The organism is Flavobacterium gelidicaeli, assembly GCF_013294005.1.
GTDB lineage: Bacteria > Bacteroidota > Bacteroidia > Flavobacteriales > Flavobacteriaceae > Flavobacterium.
Genome location: NZ_JABSNK010000002.1, coordinates 217,123 through 237,780, shown reverse-complemented (window position 1 = coordinate 237,780; position 20,658 = coordinate 217,123). Strand labels below are relative to the sequence as shown.

Sequence of the window (20,658 nt, the reverse complement as noted above, 5' to 3'; positions counted from 1 at the left end):
ATTATGTCAGGAACTAGAGCAGCAATTCGTTATGCAAAAGCAATTTTAGAGATAGCACAATCAAAAGGTGTGGCTGAAGCTGTTAGTAACGACATGAAAACGATCGCTTCAACTATTAAAGGAAACTTAGAATTAAGTACTTTTATTCAAAATCCAACTTTAAAAGTTGATCAGAAAGAAAATGCTTTATTAGAAGTTTTTGCAAGCACTAATGGTGTAACTAAAAGTTTATTTCATTTGTTGTTTGAAAACAAAAGATTTGAAATTCTAGAAGCAATTGCATTAGAGTATAATGTTTTATTTGATATTTTGAATGGTGTTGAAGTAGCTAAGGTTACTACGGCTATTCCTATGGATGCAGCTTTAGAGGCAAAAGTTTTAGCTAAGATTGCAACCTTATCGGATAAGAAGATTACAATTGAAAATATCGTAGATCCAGCAATTATTGGAGGATTTATTATAACAATAGGTGACAAGCAGTACAATGCTTCTGTTGCTAACAGATTACAAGTTTTAAAAAGAGAATTAAGTAACTAGTTTTTATTACACATTAAGTGTCTAAATTATAAATTAAGATGGCGGAAATCAAACCTGCTGAAATTTCAGCAATATTAAGAAAGCAAGTAGAAGGTTTTGAATCTGGTGCTACACTAGAGGAAGTAGGAACGGTACTTCAAGTTGGAGATGGTATTGCTCGTATTTACGGGCTTTCGAATGTGCAATACGGAGAGTTAGTAGAATTTGACAATGGTCTTGAGGCTATTGTATTGAACCTTGAAGAAGACAATGTTGGTGTGGTACTTTTAGGACCATCAACAGGAATCAAAGAAGGCTCTATTGCTAAAAGAACACAACGTATCGCTTCTCTTAAAGTAGGAGAACAAATGGTAGGGCGTGTAGTAAACACACTTGGTTTTCCTATCGATGGAAAAGGACCAATTGGTGGAGAATTATACGAGATGCCATTAGAAAGAAAAGCTCCTGGAGTTATCTTCCGTCAGCCAGTTACTGAGCCGTTACAAACAGGAATAAAAGCAGTTGATGCTATGATTCCAGTTGGTAGAGGACAACGTGAGCTAGTTATTGGTGACCGTCAAACAGGTAAATCAACTGTTTGTATCGATACTATCTTAAATCAAAAAGAATTTTACGATGCAGGAAAACCTGTATTTTGTATATATGTTGCAATTGGGCAAAAAGCATCAACTGTTGCAGGAATCGCTAAAATGTTAGAAGAAAAAGGTGCAATGGCTTATACAGTTATTGTTGCTGCAAATGCTTCTGATCCAGCTCCAATGCAAGTGTACGCTCCTTTCGCAGGTGCTGCAATTGGAGAGTACTTTAGAGATTCAGGTCGTCCAGCTTTAATTGTTTATGATGATTTATCTAAACAAGCTGTTGCTTACCGTGAGGTTTCTCTTTTATTAAGAAGACCACCGGGACGTGAGGCATATCCTGGAGATGTATTTTACTTACACAGTCGTTTATTAGAGCGTGCTTGTAAAGTAATTGCTGATGATGGAATTGCAAAAAACATGAACGATTTACCAGATTCATTAAAAGGTATCGTTAAAGGTGGTGGTTCATTGACTGCTTTACCTATTATCGAAACTCAAGCTGGTGACGTTTCTGCATATATCCCAACAAATGTAATTTCGATTACAGATGGTCAAATTTTCCTTGATGGAGATTTGTTTAACTCTGGGGTTCGTCCAGCAATTAACGTAGGTATCTCGGTATCACGTGTTGGAGGTAATGCTCAAATTAAATCAATGAAAAAAGTAGCAGGTACTTTGAAACTAGATCAAGCACAATTCCGTGAATTGGAAGCGTTTGCTAAATTTGGTTCTGACTTAGATGCAGTTACTTTAAATGTAATTGAAAAAGGTAGAAGAAATGTTGAGATCTTGAAACAAGGTTTAAATGATCCTTATACTGTTGAAGACCAAGTTGCAATTATCTACGCTGGTTCTAAAAACTTATTGAAAAGTGTTCCTGTGAATAAAGTAAAAGAATTTGAGAAAGATTTCTTAGAATTCTTAAACGCTAAACATAGACCAACATTAGATGCTTTAAAAGCAGGTAAGTTAACAGATGAAATTACTGAAGTAATTCAAACTGTAGCTAAAGAAGTTTCAGCAAAATATAACTAAAAAAGTATTAAGTATTAGGTAGTAAGTATTAAGGTTTTGCCTTTACTTATTACTTAATACTTACTATTTAATACTTAAAAAGACAATGGCAAATTTAAAGGAAATCCGTAATAGAATTACTTCCGTTTCATCTACGATGCAAATCACATCTGCGATGAAAATGGTTTCTGCTGCAAAGCTGAAAAAAGCACAAGATGCGATTACTGCAATGCGCCCTTATGCCGAAAAGTTAACGGAATTGCTACAGAATCTTTCTGCTACACTTGAAGGTGAAGTAGGGGGTGACTTTACTACACAACGCGAGATTAATAAAGTGTTGCTAGTAGTGGTTACTTCTAATAGAGGATTAGCTGGAGCTTTTAATACTAATGCAATTAAAGGTGCTAAAAGCCGCATGGAATTCTATGCTGGAAAGCAAGTTGATATTTTTGCAATAGGAAAAAAAGGAAACGATGTTTTGACTAAAACGAATACTGTAATTGCTAACGAAAGTGCCGTATATGACAGTTTAACTTTTGATAATGTAGCTGCTATTGCTGATACATTAACAGAGAAATTTGTTACTGGTGAATATGATAAAATTGAGTTGATCTACAATCAATTTAAAAATGCAGCAACACAAATTATTCAAATAGAGCAGTTTTTACCGTTAGCACCAATACAATCTGATGTTGTTGCTTCTACTGGAGATTATCTTTTCGAACCTTCAAAAGAAGAAATTGTATTAACTTTGATTCCTAAATCATTGAAGATGCAATTGTACAAAGGTATTCGTGATTCATTTGCTTCTGAGCACGGAGCACGTATGACTGCAATGCACAAAGCAACTGATAATGCTACTGAGTTGAGAAATCAATTGAAATTAACTTACAACAAAGCACGTCAAGCTGCCATTACAAACGAGATCTTAGAGATTGTTGGTGGAGCAGAAGCTTTGAAAGGATAATAAAAATTTTTTTATAAGATATTTAGAGTCTCGCAATGCGAGACTCTTTTTTTTTGATTAATTTTATAGTTCTTAAATAATTTAATTCAGCACTCCTTGTTACTAAAAGAACTTACCACCGTAGCCGAAATGGTTGATAATATTGAACTAATGCGATTTCTGTATCCAACTTTCGCTATTGAAAAATACGAATCCTATCTTCAAGAAATGGTTCCGCACAACTACAAACAGCTTGCAGTATATGAAAACGATATTTGTATTGCCGTTACTGGGTTTTGGACAGGAACTAAGTTATGGTCAGGTAAGTACATTGAAATCGATAATTTTATTGTTCATCCTGAACATCGCTCTAAGGGTTTAGGAAAAATGATGACTGATTATTTAGCTATGAAAGCTAAGGATGAAGCTTGTACGATGATCGTTCTTGATGCTTACACTAATAACTTTACTGCGCAACGGTTTTATTTTAATCAAGGATATATTCCTAAAGGGTTTCATTTTATAAAAATGATAAATGAAGAGGGATTAAGCTAAATCAAAAGAGTTACTAAAAATCATAATGATGCTTTTTTACCGTTAGCTTTTTATCTGATTATAAACAATAGAACTTTTGAAGGGTATTTTAAAGAGGATGCAATTACGCCTACCAATAAGTAAATCTAAATCCAATTTTAAACCAAATCAATCCATGTTGGTCTCTTAAATTAAAAGGAAAACCTTTTTTTATAGAATCATTAACATAAATGAAAAAGAATGATTAACGATCGTTCCGTGTTTAAACCAAAGATTTAGTTATTTTTGTTCTCTAAAAATAAATAAGACAACCATTGGGATTATATAAAAATCTTTTTAAGCAAACTGCTATCTATGGGCTGGCAACAGTTTTACCTAGAATGTTCAGTTTTTTGCTTGTGCCACTTTATACTAATTTATTACCAAAAGCAGAATATGGAAAAGTTTCCATAATCTTCGCTTACATGATATTCTTCAATGTGATCTTAGCATACGGGATGGAAACTGCTTTTTTTAGATTTTATAATAAAGAAAAAAATAAAGATGTTGTCATAGAAACTACCATGGTTTCAATCTTTTGGACTACTATAACATTTTTGTTCGTTGCATTACTTTACCGTACAGCGCTGGCTGATTGGTCAGGAATAGATGCTCAATATATTGGTTACACAATTTGGATATTGGCATTAGATGCCTTAGTAATCATTCCGTTTTCAAAATTAAGAGCGACCCAAAAACCAATGGTTTATGCGGCAATCAAAATTGGGAATGTTTTTGTAAATTTAATACTGAGTGTGTTATTTTTACTCTACTTACCCAAGATTGTTCACAATAATCCTGATGGATTTTTAAGTTCGATATATATTGAAAATTTCCAAATAGGATATATTTTTCTAGCTAATATTATTGCAAGTCTGTTGACTTTTTTAGTATTGTCACCCAATTATTTTTTACTTAAATGGAAATTCGATTTTGTGCTTTGGAAACAAATGATGCGCTATGGATTACCTATTTTGGTGGCTGGAATTGCATTTGCAATCAACGAACAATTTGATAAAATATTATTAGCTAAATTATTACCCGCTAACATAGCTGACTCTGAAGTAGGGGTATATTCGGCCTGTTATAAACTAGGGTTGTTTATGGTTTTGTATAGAACGGCCTATACTTTAGGTATTGAACCCTTTTTCTTTAGTCACGCTTCTGATAAAAATGCACCACAAACTTATGCCATGGTAACAAAATATTTTGTCATCTTTGGTTCGTTTATATTGTTATCGGTAATTGTTTTTGCTGATTTGTTCAAACTACTAATGATTCAAGATTCTTCGTATTGGGTGGCTATGAAAGTGGTACCTTTAATAATCTTAGCTAATTTCTTCTTAGGCATTTACACAAACCTTTCTGTTTGGTACAAATTAATAGACAAAACACATATAGGGGCCTACATTTCTATCGTAGGTGCGCTAATCACCTTAGTGCTTAATTACCTCTTAATCCCCAGTATGAGCTACTACGGTTCAGCGATTGCAACCATTGCAGCTTATGGGAGTATGATGGTAATCTCCTATTATTTAGGTAATAAATACTATCCAATACCCTATGATTTAAAAAAGATTGGAGGTTATCTATTTGTTTCAATTTTGTTTTCAGCAATATCCTTTTATGGATACAGAGAGAATTATTATGTTGGAATTGGGTTGTTAATAAGCTTCCTTTATTTTATTTATCACAACGAAAAAGCAACATTACTAAAAATAATTAATAAAAAACCTTCCTAATAGCGCTGTAGTTTTTAGGAGCTATTTCCTGCTGTACGCTATATCTTTTCTTTCCTAAAAAGTCAAGAAAAGGATACCGCTTCCATCAGGGCTAAAATAAAATACAAAACGGGCACACAGAAACCAGTCCCTTTAATAAAAAAAATTATAATGAAAATAAACATCATCAATAAATCGCAACATACCTTACCAAACTATGAAACCATAGCATCGGCAGGAATGGATTTAAGAGCTAATTTATTAGAGTCAATCACATTAAAACCATTAGAAAGAACTGCTGTAAAAACGGGACTTTTTATCGAACTACCTATTGGCTACGAAGCACAAGTAAGACCACGAAGCGGTTTAGCATTCAAAAACGGAATTACAGTTTTGAACAGTCCTGGCACGATTGATGCTGATTACCGAGGAGAAATTGGCGTGATTTTAGTAAATTTATCCAATCAAGATTTTGTAATCAACAACGGCGAGAGAATCGCACAGCTAATTATTGCAAAACACGACCGCGCTGAGTGGATTGAAGTACAAGAATTATCAGAAACTTCAAGAGGAGAAGGCGGTTTTGGTAGCACAGGAGTAAAGTAATCCCCTAACCCCCGAAGGGGGAAGTAAAACGTATATAAAATAAATATTAACATAAAGCCTATTGACCCCTAATAGGAGTTCCCCCTTTGGGGGCTAGGGGGATAAATATGAAAATAATAGTTCCTATGGCTGGACGTGGTTCGCGTTTACGTCCACATACATTAACAGTTCCTAAACCTTTAATTCCGGTTGCAGGTCAACCTATAGTACACCGTTTAGTTCAAGATATTGCCAAAATATTAAAAGAACCTATTGAAGAAATTGCTTTTATCCTTGGTGATGAAGCATTTTTTGGTGACGATGTAGTAAAAAGTTTAGAAAATCTTGCTGAAGGATTAGGTGCCAAAGCATCAATCTACCGCCAAGACTTACCATTAGGAACTGGTCACGCGATTATGTGTGCCAAAGAATCTTTGTCAGGACCAGCGGTAATCGCTTATGCAGATACTTTGATCAGGGCTGATTTTGATCTTGACCCTGCTGCTGATGCTGTTATCTGGGTAAAACAAGTTGATGAGCCAGAAGCTTACGGTGTGGTTAAAATGAATGCCAATAATGAGATCACAGAACTAGTTGAAAAACCAGCGAAGTTTGTTAGTGATTTAGCTGTTATTGGGATTTACTATTTTAAAGAAGTGGCTGATTTAAAAAAAGAATTACAAAACGTATTGGATAATAATATTCAAAACGGAGGCGAATACCAAATCAATGATGGTATCAAAGCCATGATGAACAACGGTAAAGTTTTTAAAACAGGTAGCGTAGACGAATGGATGGATTGCGGAAATAAAAACGTAACGGTAGAAACTAATTCTAGAATGTTAGGATTTTTAGATAAAGATCAAGTAAATTTAGTTGCTGCAAACGTACGATTAGATAATGCAACAATTATTCCCCCTTGTTATATTGGTGATGATGTTATATTAACTAATGCTACCGTAGGGCCTAATGTATCACTTGGTAAAGGATGTCACGTGACTAACAGTACGATTGTGAATAGTTTAGTGCAAACACATTCGCATATTAGTAATGCTAAACTAGACAATGCCATGATAGGAAACCATGTTAGTTATGATGGTGATTTCACGAGTATTAGTATTGGAGATTATTCGGTTTTAGAATAAACAATACCTACACTACAATGCGTAAATTTGCACGCATTGTAGTGTAGGTGTTTTATAAAATAAATATGAAAAATAGAACACTCTTATTGCTGTTTCTTGTTTTGCTAAGCAATTCTAATTTGCTATTGGCACAAATACAACCAGAAGATATCAAACAAGATGTAGATAAATTTCAAGATTATTTTTATGAATCATTAAAACAAAAAGGAATCGAAAATTATGATAAAGCAATCGTTTCCCTAGAGCAATGTTTAAAAATAGAACCCCAGAATGCGACTGTTTTTTTTGAATTAGGAAAAAATTATTTGGCGCTTAAAGAATATAAAAATGCCTATAGCTCGTTTGAACAAGCCACAAAAATTGATGCGACTAACAAATGGTTTTGGGTAGGAATGTATGATGTTGATTATGCTACTAAAAATTATGCTAATGCCATTTTTACGATTAACAAATTAATCACTTTTGATCCAAAATTTAAAGAAGACCTTACGTCACTTTACATGAATACGGCTCAGTTTGATAAGGCATTAGATTTAATCAATGAACTTAATGAAACTACAGGAGCTACGGATAGAAGGGATTTGTATAAAATTCAAATTTTATCGCAGCCCAAATATCAAGGTGCTGAGATTAGTAATCTTGAAGCGCTAATTGCAAAGAACCCAAAAGAAGAAGGGAACTATATTTCGTTAATCTACCTTTATTCGAAGAATAATAATCTGGAAAAAGTTACCCAAACAGTTAATAAACTTGAAAGTGAGATTCCAAGTTCAGAGTGGGCGCATGTTAGCTTATTCAAGAATTATTTAGAAAATAATGAAGGTCAAAAAGCGGTTCAATCCATGAATATTGTTTTGGCGAGTACGCAAATAGATTCTAAAATTAAGCACCGTGTTTTAAATGAGTTCTTACTTTATGTAAATAAAAATCCGCAGTATAGTGCTGATTTAGACAAAGCAATTAATTATTTTGATACAGATCCGGATGTTAATGTGGCTCTGGAAATTGGAAAATTTTACCACAATAAAAAACAATGGGATAAAGCGATAGCTCTTTATGAAAAAGCCATTAAAAAAAGTAAAACAGTAGATCTCGAAACAAATTTACTTTTGCTTCAAGCATATACTGAGGTTAAAAAATTTGATGTAGTGGCTAAGCTTGCTGATGAAATGATATCCGTTTTTCCTGCTCAACCACAGTTTTATTACTTTGAGGGATTGGCGTACAACCAGCTAACACAATTTAAAAAAGCTAAGGACGTTCTAGAATCAGGACAAGATTACTTAGTAGAAGATGTGCCTTTAGAAATAAATTTTAATATTCAGTTAGGCGAAGCTTACAACGGATTGGGCGATATGAAAAAGAAAGAATTTTATTTTTCTAAAGCCAACCAATTATTAAAAAATAATTAAATTATGAAAAAAATAGCCGCTTTAATAGTCCTCGTTTTAATGGTTGCATGTAAGGCAAAGTCAGTTGTTACTGATGCCACTGAACCGGCAACATTCCTAAAAGCAAAAACAATAATTGACAAACATTATAGTAATAAAATAGAGTATACTACTTTATACATTAAATCGAGCGTGCGCTATGCTGATGAAAAACAAACGCAAAATGTAACTGCTGAAATCAGAATTAAAAAAGACGAGCAAATTTTAGTTAGCATTCGTTTTTTAGGAATCACTATGGCCAAAGCTTCTATAACACCTACATCTGTTAGTTATTACGAGAAAATTAAAGGCACTTATTTTGAAGGTGACTTTAGTTCATTAAGTAAATGGTTAGGAACAGATCTTGATTATGGCAAAGTACAAAACATGCTAACTGGCGAAGCATTAGACGATTTGTCTAAAGGGAAATACATTGAATCACTAGTGGAACAATTATACCGTTTAGATGATGCCGAAAAAGGTAATACGAAGAAAACTTTTTATATTGACGCAACTGATTTTAAAGTAAAAAAACAAGAGATCACGCAAACAAAAGAATCTAGAATGATTCAAATTGCTTATGCCGATAATAAGATTTTTAACGAATATGCAATGCCTACAAATGTGGTGATTAACAGTTATCAAAAGGAAGGAAAGGCTGAAATTAGTCTGGATTACAATACTATTTCCTTTAATGAAGAACTTTCTTTTCCATATAGCGTTCCAAATGGTTATAATAGAGTTATAATTAAGTAAATTTGCCAAAATATTTTTTTAAGATGCCAAAATTTTTCCTTAGCCTAATTTGTATATGCATGACTTCGGTTTTGTGGAGTCAATCTACCCAACAAGAAAAGTTGGAACAAAGAAAGGCACAAATTCAAAAAGAGATTCGTGATAACGAAGCGTTATTAAAGTCGGTTAAGTCGAAGGAAAAGTCGGCGATGAATGTTTTTATGATTCAAAAAAATAAAATCCGACTTAAAGAAAACTTAATCAGTACTACCGAAAAGCAAACTAAATTGTTAGCTAACGATATGTATTTGAATCAATTGAAAATAAACAAACTAAATAAAGAACTTGTTGTTTTAAAACAGGATTATGCAAAGATGATTGTGAAATCTTATAAAAGCAGGTCAGAGCAAAGTCGTGCTATGTTTATTTTATCGTCAGAAACTTTTTTACAAGCCTATAAAAGAGCACAATATTTAAAACAATACACTAATTTTAGAAAGGCGCAAGGTGAAGAAATAAATTCAAAATCTACGGATTTAGTGGTTACCAATAAAAAGCTAAACGGCCAGAAAGTAGTTAAACAAAAACTACTAGCTGAGAATGTAAAAGAGCGTGTTGTATTAGAAAAAGAAAAGGTAGAACAAGAAAAATTGGTTAACGAAATCAAGAAAGATAAAAATAGAATCGTTTCTGATATTCGAAAAAAACAAAGAGAATCTAAAACAATAGACAAGCAAATTGATCGCTTAATTAGAGAAGCCATTGCTGAAGCCAATAGAAAAGCAGCATTAGAGAAAGCAAAAGCAAAAGCACTTGCCGAGAAATCAAATGCAACACCTAAAGAAGTTGCTGCTACAGTAGCCAAAGAACCCGTATCATCATCTAGAATTGAATTAACGCCAGAGTCCAAACTCATTGCTGATAATTTTAGAGCTAACCGTGGTCACTTGCCTTGGCCTGTTGAAAAAGGTTTTATATCATTAGGTTATGGAGATCAAGCACATCCTATTTACAATACGCTTGTAATTCACAATAGTGGTGTCGAAATCACAACAAATGATGGCGCAAGTGCACTTGCAGTTTTTGGAGGTGAGGTAGCTAGTGTTATGGTTCTTTCACCGGTGAACAAAGCGGTGATGATACAACATGGAGATTACTTTACAATTTATCAAAATTTGAGCTCCGTATCCGTAAGTAAAGGTGATAAAGTGAGCATAAAGCAAACAATAGGACGTGTTAGAACGAATGGAGACACGGGTAAAACAGTAATTAAATTTCTATTACTTCAAAATACTACATATACAGATCCTAAAGGATGGTTGTCTCCTAAGTAATCTTTTATAATATGTAAAAGCCTCGTTTTATAGCTTTAAAACGAGGCTTTTTTTTGCTGTAGCAAATGGAATTAGTCGTATTTAACACATAAAATTACTACAATATAGTACAAGCTGTTTTTGTCACAACTTACGCCGTCCTAATGCAATAACAGATTATAAATTTACTCTTATTGGCTATTAAGTAATAGGCAGAGATTTTGATAAATCGAAAGAGAATTCAATAACCTAATCAAGCAACAAATGAAAATTAAAGGATGTTTAACATTTATCTTCGGAATATTTGCTATTATTTTGCTGATTTTTGGTTGGTTTTATTATGGAATGATTACAAGTAGAGAACGGAGTACTGAAGATGATGAAAATTGTAAAAATATGAAATTTGTTACTGATAATCCTTTGATCAGAATTGACGACTTTTATGAAAAACATAATGCCGAATTACGAATAATTCTTGTCGATAAAAATGATACGATAGAAAATAGGATAATCAAAAATGAAGGATATGATAACATAATGTTCAATATACCATTTGATAAATTTAAAATAACAAATCAAATTCTTATTTACTCAAAAAATTCAATTCTTTTGGTTTACAAAATGGAATATTATAATGATGGTAAATGGGGAGCAATGGGTTATAATGGAAATGGTGATTGTGAATTTAGTTATAGTACAAAGTTGTTAAAGAAAAATTAATTTAAAAAAAAACCATCTCCCAACATCCGTTATAACTAATGACAAAATCTGTTATAAAATCACGTTCCGCAATAACTTTAGCAGTAGCCGAAAAATATCGGTCACGAACTTTGCCACTGGTTATAGCGTCATGACGTTATATAAAAGTATTGGTAAACGTTACCTAAAGCTGTTTTTTACTTTATAAGTGGCAGCACTAATATGCTCCATTTTATAGTCCAAATACTTTTTTTATCGTTAAAGTGAAGGTTTTATGTTGTAAAACTATTAAATATTGTTTTTTTTAATATATTAATTAGGATAACTATTTAATATTTAAGGTTATATTCGCATTATAATTATTTTATTGTTGGAATGCTATTTCCTACGTAGTAAAAAAAGTGAATGAAAAGAACATTATGGATTATTCTGCTTCTCGTGATACCCCACTTTGCGATTGGTCAGTATATAAAAGCTAAAACCTACAGCGAAGTTACTATTGATGAAGAATTTATAAAGGATACCTTAACGATAGATGCCTATTTGACTAAAGCGGTTCAATATTCTTTTTCTAAAGATAAATACGCGCAATTGTTTTTTAAAAAAGCAATTGAAAAAGCTACTATCTTAGCATCTCAGGAACAAATTGCAAAAGTTTTTTTAGTAAAAGGAATCTATTACTGGAAGAATTATGAATATTTTGAAGCAATAAAAACCTTTAATAAAGCGCTTATTTTTTATGAAAATTCTAAAGACAGTAAGAACTTAAGCAAACTAAATTATTACCTAGCCGAATCGTATTATTATGTTTACTCAGAAGACATTGCTTTTAAATACTTTTTAAGAGCATTAAATTCCTATAGAAAGGACAATAACGATATTGGGGTAGCCTTTTGTTACAACGGTATTGGAACAATCTATGGTAACAAAAATGATAAAGTTGCCTTGGGCTATTTGAATAAAGCCCTGGCGATATTTTTAAAATATAAAAATTATAAAGGGATCTCCTCTTCATACATTAATATAGCAAATGTAACCGCAGACAATAATGAAATTGAAAAAGGAATCGAACTCTACAATAAATCGATTGCTAGTTTAAAATACAAACAAGATGAATACAATCTAGCAATTAATTACAATAACCTAGGCGATTGCTACATTCATTTAAAAGACTACAATAGAGCCCTTTTATTTTTCGAAAAATCCTTAGCTATTTCTGAAAAAATGGATGTAAAAATCCTGCATGCATTAATCTACCTCAATATAGCTGAAGCCAAATTCAAACAAGGGTTTTATAATGAAGCAATTACATTTTCTAATAAAAGCATCAACTATGCTAAAATTCATGGAGACATGGAGATTCAGGCACTAAATGTGCTCGCGCTCTCAAATATTTATGAAAAAACGGGTAAGCATGCTAAAGCCTTGCAATTAAAAAATGAGTATATCGTAATCAATGAGCGCTCTTTTAGGAATATAGATCAAAAAAAAATTCAGTTATTTCAGAGTTTAAACGAACTAGAGAACTCACAGTTTGAAATAAATAAGCTAAAGCTAAAAAACGAAAGCGTGTACTCAAAATTGCAAACTAGGAGGAACATAACCTACCTTTTAATATTTATTACGCTAGTACTAATTTCCTTAATTATATTCTTGTTTTACCAACAAAAAGAAAAGAATAAAATATACGCTTTACTTAAAACAAAGTCGGATCAAATTAATACTTTAAAGGATGATGTTCAAGTACAAAATGATTATTTGAGCGACCTAAATAATACTAAAAATAAACTCTTTAAGATTATTGCACATGATTTAAAAAACCCGTTGAGTTCTATTGAAGCCTTTACTGATATGATGCTTCAAAATGATGATGAATATGATGAGGAAGAGCACGTTATTTTTTTGAATGTTATAAAAGAATCTGCTACTAAAGCATCCGAAATTCTAAATGATGTATTGGTCTGGGCAATTGACCAGGAAAAACCACTAAAAAACAAAAAGCTTTCACTCTATAAATTAATCAATGAGGAATTAAAATTATTGGAAATCCAAGCATTACAAAAAGAGATTTCAATAGAGAATCAAGTTGCCAGTGATTTGAATGTTGTTACTGATAAAAACAAGGTAGCAACAATCATTAGGAATTTAATTTCTAATGCCATTAAATTTTCGTTCGCTAAAGGAGGCATTACGATTCAAGCAGAGGTAGTGGGGAAATTTGTAAAAATTACAGTAAATGATAACGGAATAGGAATTGCTACTGCCGACTTACATAATCTTTTTATAGTTGATTATAAAAAGTCAAAACTAGGAACCAGTCATGAAGAAGGAACCGGATTAGGTTTGGTCCTTTGTAAAGATTTTGTTGAAAAACTAGGTGGTAGAATCACGGTGAGTAGTAAACCAGACCACGGAAGTTCTTTTAGTTTTACCATACCAATCACAAATACAATTCCTGATTAATACCAATTAATGTCGTTTTATAAGATTGCTTTAAGCGCTTTTGCTGTGTGTTTTTTAGTGCCGATTTATGAAATTATTAGTTTGATTTATTTTTTTTGTTTAACTTTGTTTTAATTTAGTTAAACAATAATTCATTTCAATTATTTAAGATACCGTTCCATGCAAGATAAAAAGCCAGATAATGTCGTTTACAGTACTAATGAAGGATACCATGCTAATGTTTTACCCTATGCTACAAATGTAGGCGCACCTGCAATACGCATTGACGACGTGGTATCCTGGAAGAGTAGAGGAATCGAAAATGTAAATAAGGAGCTGGGAAATAAATTCAACGAACTCAAACTACAGTACCAAAAGTTAATGGAAGAATACGAGTGGAACGAATTAGTGTATAGCGCTAAGTTCTCATTTGAGCCCGTAATAGGCGAAATCTACCATTTGTACCGTGATGCTTCAGGCGTTAACTTTCTTTCGCTAATTAGCCCGCTAGAATGGAATAGAGAACACATTGGTACCTTTAAGTTGAACAGCGATAAAAAGTGGGTGGTGCTTGATGGGAATAGGGTGTAGGGTTGTTTTTAAATAAATAGTCATTCATGAAGAAAAAGACAATCAATACTATATGTTTTGATTGTCTTTTTTTTTTCAACAAAGATTTGTATTGATTAATTGGTTATAACTTCCTTTTAAAAGGCATTAGTGTTATCAAATTATATAAATTGAATAACAGCATCATTTTATATCATGAGCAATAGATTACTTTTACAAAACAACTTATCAGTTAAGTTGATTTACCAAAAATGTTGATTTTTGTAGTTCTAGCTTAAAATTATATAAATTATGCTTAAAGTTACCTGTGCTATTATAACTGTGAAAGATAAAATTCTGGTTACTCAAAGAAGTGAAAAGATGAAGTTGCCATTGAAATGGGAATTTCCTGGCGGAAAGATTGAAGGAAACGAAAGTGAAATTGATTGTATAAAAAGAGAAATTAGAGAAGAAATTAATATTGAAATTAAAATTATTCAAAAACTTCCAAATAGTAATTACGATTATGGGAATTTTCAAATAAATCTTATTCCGTTTTTAGCCAATTATGTTTCTGGTAAAATTGTATTATTAGAACATAAGGCATATAAATTAATAGATAAATCAGAACTGTTGAATTTAGATTGGGCAGAAGCAGATATACCGATTGTAGAAGAATTTTTAAAACTTGAATTATGAATCAAGGAATATATGAAGAGTTAGTTACCAAGCTAATAAATAGTAAGATAAACGATTTAGATAAAGATAGTTTTCAAGTTAAAAAGACTTCAATTGATAAAGCAGAGGCAGCTCAAATATTATCGCAACATATAGGTAAAACAATTAAACATGCATTTACTTTAATTAAAGGCGAAGATATATTAGAAACACAAATAGAAATTGCAAACAAGATAATTTTATTTCTAAAAGAGGAATTAAATAAAGAGGAGTTTGCTGATGATTTAATAGAAACAGAAGGTAAAATTCTAAAAGCTGTTTTTACTAAAGTTGATGCTCATTTTACTGATTTAGATTTACATTTAAAAGAAATTACTCCATACACCAGATTAATTCACAGTGAGCTTTTTACTGGAGGAAATTCGGGTACAACTCTTGAAAGTGAGTTAAGAAAGGAGATTTTATCATCAGATAGAATTGATTTGTTAGTTTCTTTTATAAAATGGAAAGGAATTAGAATTCTAGAACGCGAGTTAAGGGAGTTTACTGGTCGTGGCGGAAAATTAAGAGTAATTACAACGACTTACATTGGAGCGACCGACGCTAAAGCTGTTGAGTTTTTAGCTTCTTTAGAAAATACAGAAGTAAAAGTTTCATATAATACGGGCAATGAGAGATTGCATGCAAAAGCTTATTTGTTTCAAAGAAATTCAGAATTTCATACAGCCTATATCGGTTCATCTAATTTTTCTCGTTCCGCATTAACGGATGGTTTAGAATGGAATTTAAAAGTTACAACTAAAGAAGTTGGTCATATTATAGATAAATTTAAAAAAACATTTGAAGCGTATTGGCAAAATATTGACTTTGAATTATATGATAGGAGTATTCACTCAGAGAAATTAGTAGATGCGCTTAAACAAGGTAAATTTTCAAAAGAATATGCGTTTACAACTTCTTTTTTTGATATAAAACCTTTCCCATATCAAAACGAAATACTTGAGATATTAGAAGTTGAAAGAACGATTCATAATAGAAATAGGAATCTTTTAGTTGCGGCTACGGGAACTGGAAAAACCGTAATCTCCGCATTTGATTATAAAAATTTTAGACAAAGTAATAAATCGTCAAAGCTACTTTTTGTTGCTCACAGAAAAGAAATTTTGCAACAAGCAAAAGCTACATTTCAAGGAGTTTTAAAAGATAATAATTTTGGGGATTTATGGGTTGATGGAATTGAACCAAATACTAATGAATACGTTTTTGCATCAGTTCAGACTTTAAATAATAGGCTAAAAAATATAAATCTAACACCTGAATACTATGATTTTATAATTGTTGATGAAGTGCATCATATTTCGGCATCTACTTATAGACCAATTATAGATTATTTTAAACCGAAAGTACTTTTAGGATTGACCGCCACACCTGAGAGAATGGACGGTGAAAATATTTTGGAAGATTTCTGTAATCGTATTGCAGCTGAAATTAGACTACCAGAAGCATTAAATAAAAAACTATTAAGTCCATTTCAGTATTTTGGAATAACGGATAGTATTGATTTAACTAACGTGAAATGGGAGAAAGGAAGATATGTAGCTAGTGAATTGACTAATTTGTACACTAAAAACGATATCCGTGTTGGAGAGATAATTAGTAACCTTGATAAATACACAAATGATATAAATGATGTTCGTGCAATTGGTTTTTGCGTTACAATTGAACATGCAATTTTTATGACTGAAAAATTCAATTTAGCAGGTCTAAGAGCAGAAAGTCTATCATCTAGAAACTCCGGTGATCGAGATAGCATTAGGAGTCGATTTAAGAATAAAGAGTTCAACTACTTATTTGTTGTTGATATTTTTAATGAAGGAGTAGATATTCCTGAAATTGATACGGTTTTATTTCTGAGACCAACTGAAAGTTTAACGGTTTTTCTTCAACAATTGGGTCGAGGTTTACGCCTGTCGGAAGGAAAAGATTGTTTAACAGTCTTAGATTTTGTTGGTAATTCAAGACCTGAATATGATTTTGAAAGTAAATTTAGAGCACTGATAGGGAAAACAACTACTTCAGTTCAAAAAGAAATTGAAGATGATTTTCCTCATTTGCCTTTAGGCTGTTCAATAGTTTTAGAGAAAAAGACGAAAGAAACTATTCTTGAGAACATAAAAAAGGCGACATCTTTAAATGTAAATCAGCTAATAACCAAAATTGTAAATTTCCAACATCAAACTAATTTACCTTTAACATTAAATAATTTCATAACGTTAAACCATATTTCAATTGAAGCTATTTACAAAAAAGATAGTTGGTCAAGATTGTGTCAAAGAGCTGGAGTAATTGAAGATTTTGAAAACATAAATGAAAAGCAAATATATTCAGCAATTAGTAATAAATGGTTATCTACCAATTCTACGAGTTATTTCAATTTCATTTTAAAGATTGCAAAACAAGATTTTAATATCAGTATTAATGATTTCAATGAAAATCAAAAAACCATGTTGTTGATGTTGCATTATGATGTATGGCAAAGAGCTGGAGGTTTTGATTCTTTAGAAAAAAGTATAAATCAAATAGGGAAAAATCAAATTCTGGTTAACGAAATAATTGAAGTTCTAGAGATATTAATTGATAAAGTTGGGTTTAAAGAAGTAGAGATTCAGTTACCATACAATCAGCCTTTGAAGTTACACGCTAGGTATACTAGGGATCAAATTTTAGTGGCGTTCGGATTAAGTACATTCGATAAAAAATCTTCAAATAGAGAAGGAGCAGCTGAGAATAAAAAATTAAATACAGAAATACTCTTTATTAATTTAATTAAATCTGAAGAGAATTTCTCGCCTACGACTATGTATGATGATTATGCAATCAGTGAAACTTTATTTCATTGGCAATCTCACAATGCTTATGGGCCGGAGACAACCAAAGGGATGTCCTATATAAATCATATAGATATAAATAAAAAAATTTTACTGTTTGTTAGAGAGAAGGCAAATGATGAAAACGGAAACACGATGGGTTATGTATTCATTGGTGAAGGAATCTTTAAAGAGACAGAAGGTTCTAAACCTATGAGTATTAAATGGGAATTGAGCGAACCAATGCCAAATTACCTGTGGAAAGAATCTGCTAAAATGTCTGTTGGTTAATACTTTTGCGATTAGTTAAGTGGGTGATTTTATTGAGTAGATGATTCCCCTAGCCCTGACTGCAACAAAACTCCTAAAGCAAGGGCTATTAATAAGAATGGAATGAAAGGCAGCAAGTAGCTCCTGGAAATAAAAGAAGAGTAAAGTTGCTGTATGTTTTTATATGAAAGTATGTAAAACAAAAAAGACTTTACATTGCTGTAAAGTCTTTTTAAAAGCTCCTCCCGATAGCTATCGGGGCTTGTTATATTATCAATATTATTTATCAATTAAAAACAAAAAAGACTTTACATTGCTGTAAAGTCTTTTTAAAAAGCTCCCTCTCTTGGGCTCGAACCAAGGACCCTCTGATTAACAGTCAGATGCTCTAACCAACTGAGCTAAGAAGGAAACTGTATGTGTTATTGTAGATGAAATTAGATTTCAATCTAAATCTCTAACTGATTTTGTTATCAGTAATTGAGAGGTGCAAAGATACTATTAAATTTGATATTTGCAAGCGCTGCTATGATGAGTATGCTAAGATTTGCGCGGTAAAAGCAGTGTTTAATAGCTTTTTTAGACTTAAAGTAATGGTTATGAAATAGATATTGCAGCAATAAAAAATTTAACTAACAATAATTTTTTTTGAATTTAATGCAAAAAAAGCTTGACATTGCTGTCAGGTTTTTAAAAAGCTCCCTCTCTTGTCCCGCCAGCGATTGGGGCAAGAAAGGATCCTATTTTATATATTATTATTTATCAATTAAAAACAAAAAAGCCTGACATTGCTGTCAGGCTTTTAAAAAGCTCCCTCTCTTGGGCTCGAACCAAGGACCCTCTGATTAACAGTCAGATGCTCTAACCAACTGAGCTAAGAAGGAAACTGTATATTTTACTGTTTCTTATAATGTTTTTCATCATTTCTGATGTTCTAACCTTCCGATAGCTATCGGAAGAGCTAAGAAGGAAACTGTATATTTTACTGTTTCTTTTATAAAGAACGTTTTAACCTTTTTTAATGCTTTATTTTGAAATGTTTTTCAGTTGTAAAGCGGTGCAAAGATAGGTCTAAATTTGATATCTGCAAGTAAAAAATACTATTTTTTTATTTTTTTTTATCGGCCTACAATGGCTTTGTAAATGTCGTTTCCGTTAGCAAATAATAACAATGTTATAAGTAAAACAAAACCAACCATTTGTGCATTCTCTAGGAATTTATCTGATGGTTTTTTACCTGAAATTATTTCATATAATAAAAACATTACATGTCCTCCATCAAGTGCAGGGATAGGTAATAAGTTCATTACCCCAAGCATGATTGATAAAATTGCCGTAATTCTCCAAAAAGTTTCCCAGCTCCAAGTTTCAGGAAAAATATCAAAAATAGCCTTGAAACCACCTACTTGTTTATAGGCACCTGTACTTGGGCTAAAAATCATTTTTAATTGTTTTCCGTAACCTATTAATTGGTCCTTACCTCTTGTGATCCCAAATGGTATTGCTTCTAAGAAACTATATTCAGTGGTACTTACTTTATAATATCCTAGTTTCTCTAGTGATTCTATGCTAAGGCCACCACGATTTACCCCTACAGTTCCTTCTTTCGAAACTTGTAATGTAATATTTTCAGTTTTTTGATTACGTAATACTGTTGCAGGAATTGTTTTTCCTTTATTACTTTCTAAAATTACTTTAGCTTGATCAAAATATCTTGTATTTTGCCCATTCAAAGAGGTAATTAAATCCTTTGGTTTTAAATTTGTATTAGGAGATTTATCATCAATAGCACCTATTACAAAAGGAGTACGAGTAGCAATCAAAGAACTTTTTTCATATTTAGACAACTGATCTACTAAATCAATTGGCATGTTAATTTCTTGTTTGATTCCGTTTCTTTCAATCAATACTTTTTTAGCCATGATAATTTTCATGGTAATATCATTGTCAAATTTCAAGATTGGTTTTCCATCAGCAGCAAGAATTTTGTCTCCTGTTTTGAAACCCGCTTTAATCATTGCAGGATTTTCAATAAGCATACCGTCTTTAAAATCAGCACTAGCTACATAAGTATCACCATAAGCAAATGCCATCCCAATATATATAATGAACGCTAATACAAAGTTAACCGTTACACCACCTAACATAATAATTAAACGTTGGTAAGCTGGCTTAGATCTAAATTCCCATGGTTGTGGAGGCAAAGCCATTTGCTCCTTGTCCATGCTCTCATCAATCATTCCTGAGATTTTTACATAACCACCCAGAGGCAACCACCCGATACCATATTCCGTTTCACCAATTTTCTTTTTTATAAGGGAATATTTAACGTCAAAAAATAAATAGAATTTTTCGACTCTGGTTTTAAATAACTTAGCAGGAATAAAATGTCCTAATTCGTGAAGTATAATAAGTAATGATAAGCTCAATAAAAATTGAGAAAGCTTGATAAATAGATCCATTTTTAAATTTTAATTCTTTTTATAACTCACAAAAGTAAGGTTTTCTATTTGTTTATTTTGCAATAATTGTTCCATAAGACTTTAAATGTTTGTTAATTAATAGAAAACCAG

At 31.9% G+C, this 20,658-nt stretch carries 16 protein-coding genes and 2 tRNA genes; 15 read left to right on the top strand and 3 right to left on the bottom strand.

The annotated features are described in order from the left end of the window. Positions 1–3 precede the first annotated feature (3 nt). The 15 genes from atpH to HNP99_RS03670 all read left to right on the top strand — a co-directional run bounded on the left by atpH (position 4) and on the right by HNP99_RS03670 (position 18,106). On the top strand, positions 4–537 hold the full coding sequence (gene atpH, locus HNP99_RS03740; protein ID WP_173851434.1) for an ATP synthase F1 subunit delta: 534 nt from the start codon (positions 4–6) through the stop codon (positions 535–537). A 38-nt stretch (positions 538–575) separates the two neighbouring features. Further along, the gene (gene atpA, locus HNP99_RS03735; protein ID WP_173851432.1) at positions 576–2,153 is read left to right on the top strand and encodes a F0F1 ATP synthase subunit alpha; all 1,578 of its coding nucleotides are present in this window, start codon (positions 576–578) and stop codon (positions 2,151–2,153) included. 85 nt (positions 2,154–2,238) lie between these two features. Then, complete coding sequence (gene atpG, locus HNP99_RS03730; protein WP_173851430.1) at positions 2,239–3,099, top strand: ATP synthase F1 subunit gamma; 861 nt, start codon at positions 2,239–2,241, stop codon at positions 3,097–3,099. Positions 3,100–3,228: 129 nt separating this feature from the next. Next, positions 3,229–3,633, top strand: coding sequence for a GNAT family N-acetyltransferase (locus tag HNP99_RS03725; protein ID WP_173851817.1), 405 nt, complete (start codon positions 3,229–3,231; stop codon positions 3,631–3,633). A gap of 293 nt (positions 3,634–3,926) precedes the next feature. Beyond that, positions 3,927–5,393: a lipopolysaccharide biosynthesis protein gene (locus HNP99_RS03720; protein WP_173851428.1), complete on the top strand. Its 1,467-nt coding sequence runs from the start codon at positions 3,927–3,929 to the stop codon at positions 5,391–5,393. Positions 5,394–5,543: 150 nt separating this feature from the next. After that, positions 5,544–5,978, top strand: coding sequence for a dUTP diphosphatase (dut, locus tag HNP99_RS03715; protein WP_173851426.1), 435 nt, complete (start codon positions 5,544–5,546; stop codon positions 5,976–5,978). A gap of 107 nt (positions 5,979–6,085) precedes the next feature. Next, positions 6,086–7,102 carry a sugar phosphate nucleotidyltransferase gene (locus tag HNP99_RS03710; protein ID WP_173851424.1) on the top strand — a complete coding sequence of 339 codons (1,017 nt, stop codon included), beginning with the start codon at positions 6,086–6,088 and terminating at the stop codon, positions 7,100–7,102. A 65-nt stretch (positions 7,103–7,167) separates the two neighbouring features. Then, positions 7,168–8,514 carry a tetratricopeptide repeat protein gene (locus HNP99_RS03705; protein ID WP_173851422.1) on the top strand — a complete coding sequence of 449 codons (1,347 nt, stop codon included), beginning with the start codon at positions 7,168–7,170 and terminating at the stop codon, positions 8,512–8,514. A 3-nt stretch (positions 8,515–8,517) separates the two neighbouring features. Beyond that, positions 8,518–9,288 (top strand): lipoprotein insertase outer membrane protein LolB1, encoded by a 771-nt coding sequence (gene lolB1, locus HNP99_RS03700; protein ID WP_173851420.1) that lies wholly within the window; start codon positions 8,518–8,520, stop codon positions 9,286–9,288. A 59-nt stretch (positions 9,289–9,347) separates the two neighbouring features. After that, positions 9,348–10,601: a murein hydrolase activator EnvC family protein gene (locus tag HNP99_RS03695; RefSeq protein ID WP_254596817.1), complete on the top strand. Its 1,254-nt coding sequence runs from the start codon at positions 9,348–9,350 to the stop codon at positions 10,599–10,601. Between the two features lie 243 nt (positions 10,602–10,844). After that, complete coding sequence (locus HNP99_RS03690) at positions 10,845–11,300, top strand: hypothetical protein (protein WP_173851416.1); 456 nt, start codon at positions 10,845–10,847, stop codon at positions 11,298–11,300. 384 nt (positions 11,301–11,684) lie between these two features. Further along, positions 11,685–13,742, top strand: coding sequence for an ATP-binding protein (locus tag HNP99_RS03685; RefSeq protein ID WP_173851414.1), 2,058 nt, complete (start codon positions 11,685–11,687; stop codon positions 13,740–13,742). Between the two features lie 159 nt (positions 13,743–13,901). Beyond that, a complete protein-coding gene (locus HNP99_RS03680) occupies positions 13,902–14,312 on the top strand; it encodes a DUF2452 domain-containing protein (RefSeq protein WP_173851412.1) in 411 nt (136 codons plus the stop codon). A gap of 270 nt (positions 14,313–14,582) precedes the next feature. Continuing rightward, positions 14,583–14,969: a (deoxy)nucleoside triphosphate pyrophosphohydrolase gene (locus HNP99_RS03675; RefSeq protein ID WP_173851410.1), complete on the top strand. Its 387-nt coding sequence runs from the start codon at positions 14,583–14,585 to the stop codon at positions 14,967–14,969. Then, positions 14,966–18,106 carry a DUF3427 domain-containing protein gene (locus HNP99_RS03670; protein WP_173851408.1) on the top strand — a complete coding sequence of 1,047 codons (3,141 nt, stop codon included), beginning with the start codon at positions 14,966–14,968 and terminating at the stop codon, positions 18,104–18,106. Before HNP99_RS03675 ends, HNP99_RS03670 begins: the two co-directional genes overlap by 4 nt. A gap of 316 nt (positions 18,107–18,422) precedes the next feature. On the opposite strand, the gene HNP99_RS03665 is transcribed toward HNP99_RS03670, so the two are convergent. The 3 genes from HNP99_RS03665 to rseP form a co-directional block, all read right to left on the bottom strand. Beyond that, positions 18,423–18,496: transfer RNA gene (locus HNP99_RS03665), tRNA-Asn, on the bottom strand. 399 nt (positions 18,497–18,895) lie between these two features. Continuing rightward, positions 18,896–18,969, bottom strand: a tRNA-Asn gene (locus tag HNP99_RS03660). Between the two features lie 234 nt (positions 18,970–19,203). Next, positions 19,204–20,547 carry an RIP metalloprotease RseP gene (gene rseP, locus HNP99_RS03655; RefSeq protein ID WP_173851406.1) on the bottom strand — a complete coding sequence of 448 codons (1,344 nt, stop codon included), beginning with the start codon at positions 20,545–20,547 and terminating at the stop codon, positions 19,204–19,206. Positions 20,548–20,658 lie beyond the last annotated feature (111 nt).

Coding starts and splice junctions, on each gene's coding strand:
- atpG (WP_173851430.1), top strand. CDS start 2,239: ATGGCAAATTTAAAGGAAATCCGTAATAGAATTACTTCCGTTTCATCT.
- atpA (WP_173851432.1), top strand. CDS start 576: ATGGCGGAAATCAAACCTGCTGAAATTTCAGCAATATTAAGAAAGCAA.
- HNP99_RS03705 (WP_173851422.1), top strand. CDS start 7,168: ATGAAAAATAGAACACTCTTATTGCTGTTTCTTGTTTTGCTAAGCAAT.
- lolB1 (WP_173851420.1), top strand. CDS start 8,518: ATGAAAAAAATAGCCGCTTTAATAGTCCTCGTTTTAATGGTTGCATGT.
- HNP99_RS03680 (WP_173851412.1), top strand. CDS start 13,902: ATGCAAGATAAAAAGCCAGATAATGTCGTTTACAGTACTAATGAAGGA.
- atpH (WP_173851434.1), top strand. CDS start 4: ATGTCAGGAACTAGAGCAGCAATTCGTTATGCAAAAGCAATTTTAGAG.
- HNP99_RS03710 (WP_173851424.1), top strand. CDS start 6,086: ATGAAAATAATAGTTCCTATGGCTGGACGTGGTTCGCGTTTACGTCCA.
- HNP99_RS03725 (WP_173851817.1), top strand. CDS start 3,229: ATGGTTGATAATATTGAACTAATGCGATTTCTGTATCCAACTTTCGCT.
- HNP99_RS03675 (WP_173851410.1), top strand. CDS start 14,583: ATGCTTAAAGTTACCTGTGCTATTATAACTGTGAAAGATAAAATTCTG.
- rseP (WP_173851406.1), bottom strand. CDS start 20,547: ATGGATCTATTTATCAAGCTTTCTCAATTTTTATTGAGCTTATCATTA.
- HNP99_RS03670 (WP_173851408.1), top strand. CDS start 14,966: ATGAATCAAGGAATATATGAAGAGTTAGTTACCAAGCTAATAAATAGT.
- HNP99_RS03685 (WP_173851414.1), top strand. CDS start 11,685: ATGAAAAGAACATTATGGATTATTCTGCTTCTCGTGATACCCCACTTT.
- HNP99_RS03690 (WP_173851416.1), top strand. CDS start 10,845: ATGAAAATTAAAGGATGTTTAACATTTATCTTCGGAATATTTGCTATT.
- dut (WP_173851426.1), top strand. CDS start 5,544: ATGAAAATAAACATCATCAATAAATCGCAACATACCTTACCAAACTAT.
- HNP99_RS03695 (WP_254596817.1), top strand. CDS start 9,348: ATGACTTCGGTTTTGTGGAGTCAATCTACCCAACAAGAAAAGTTGGAA.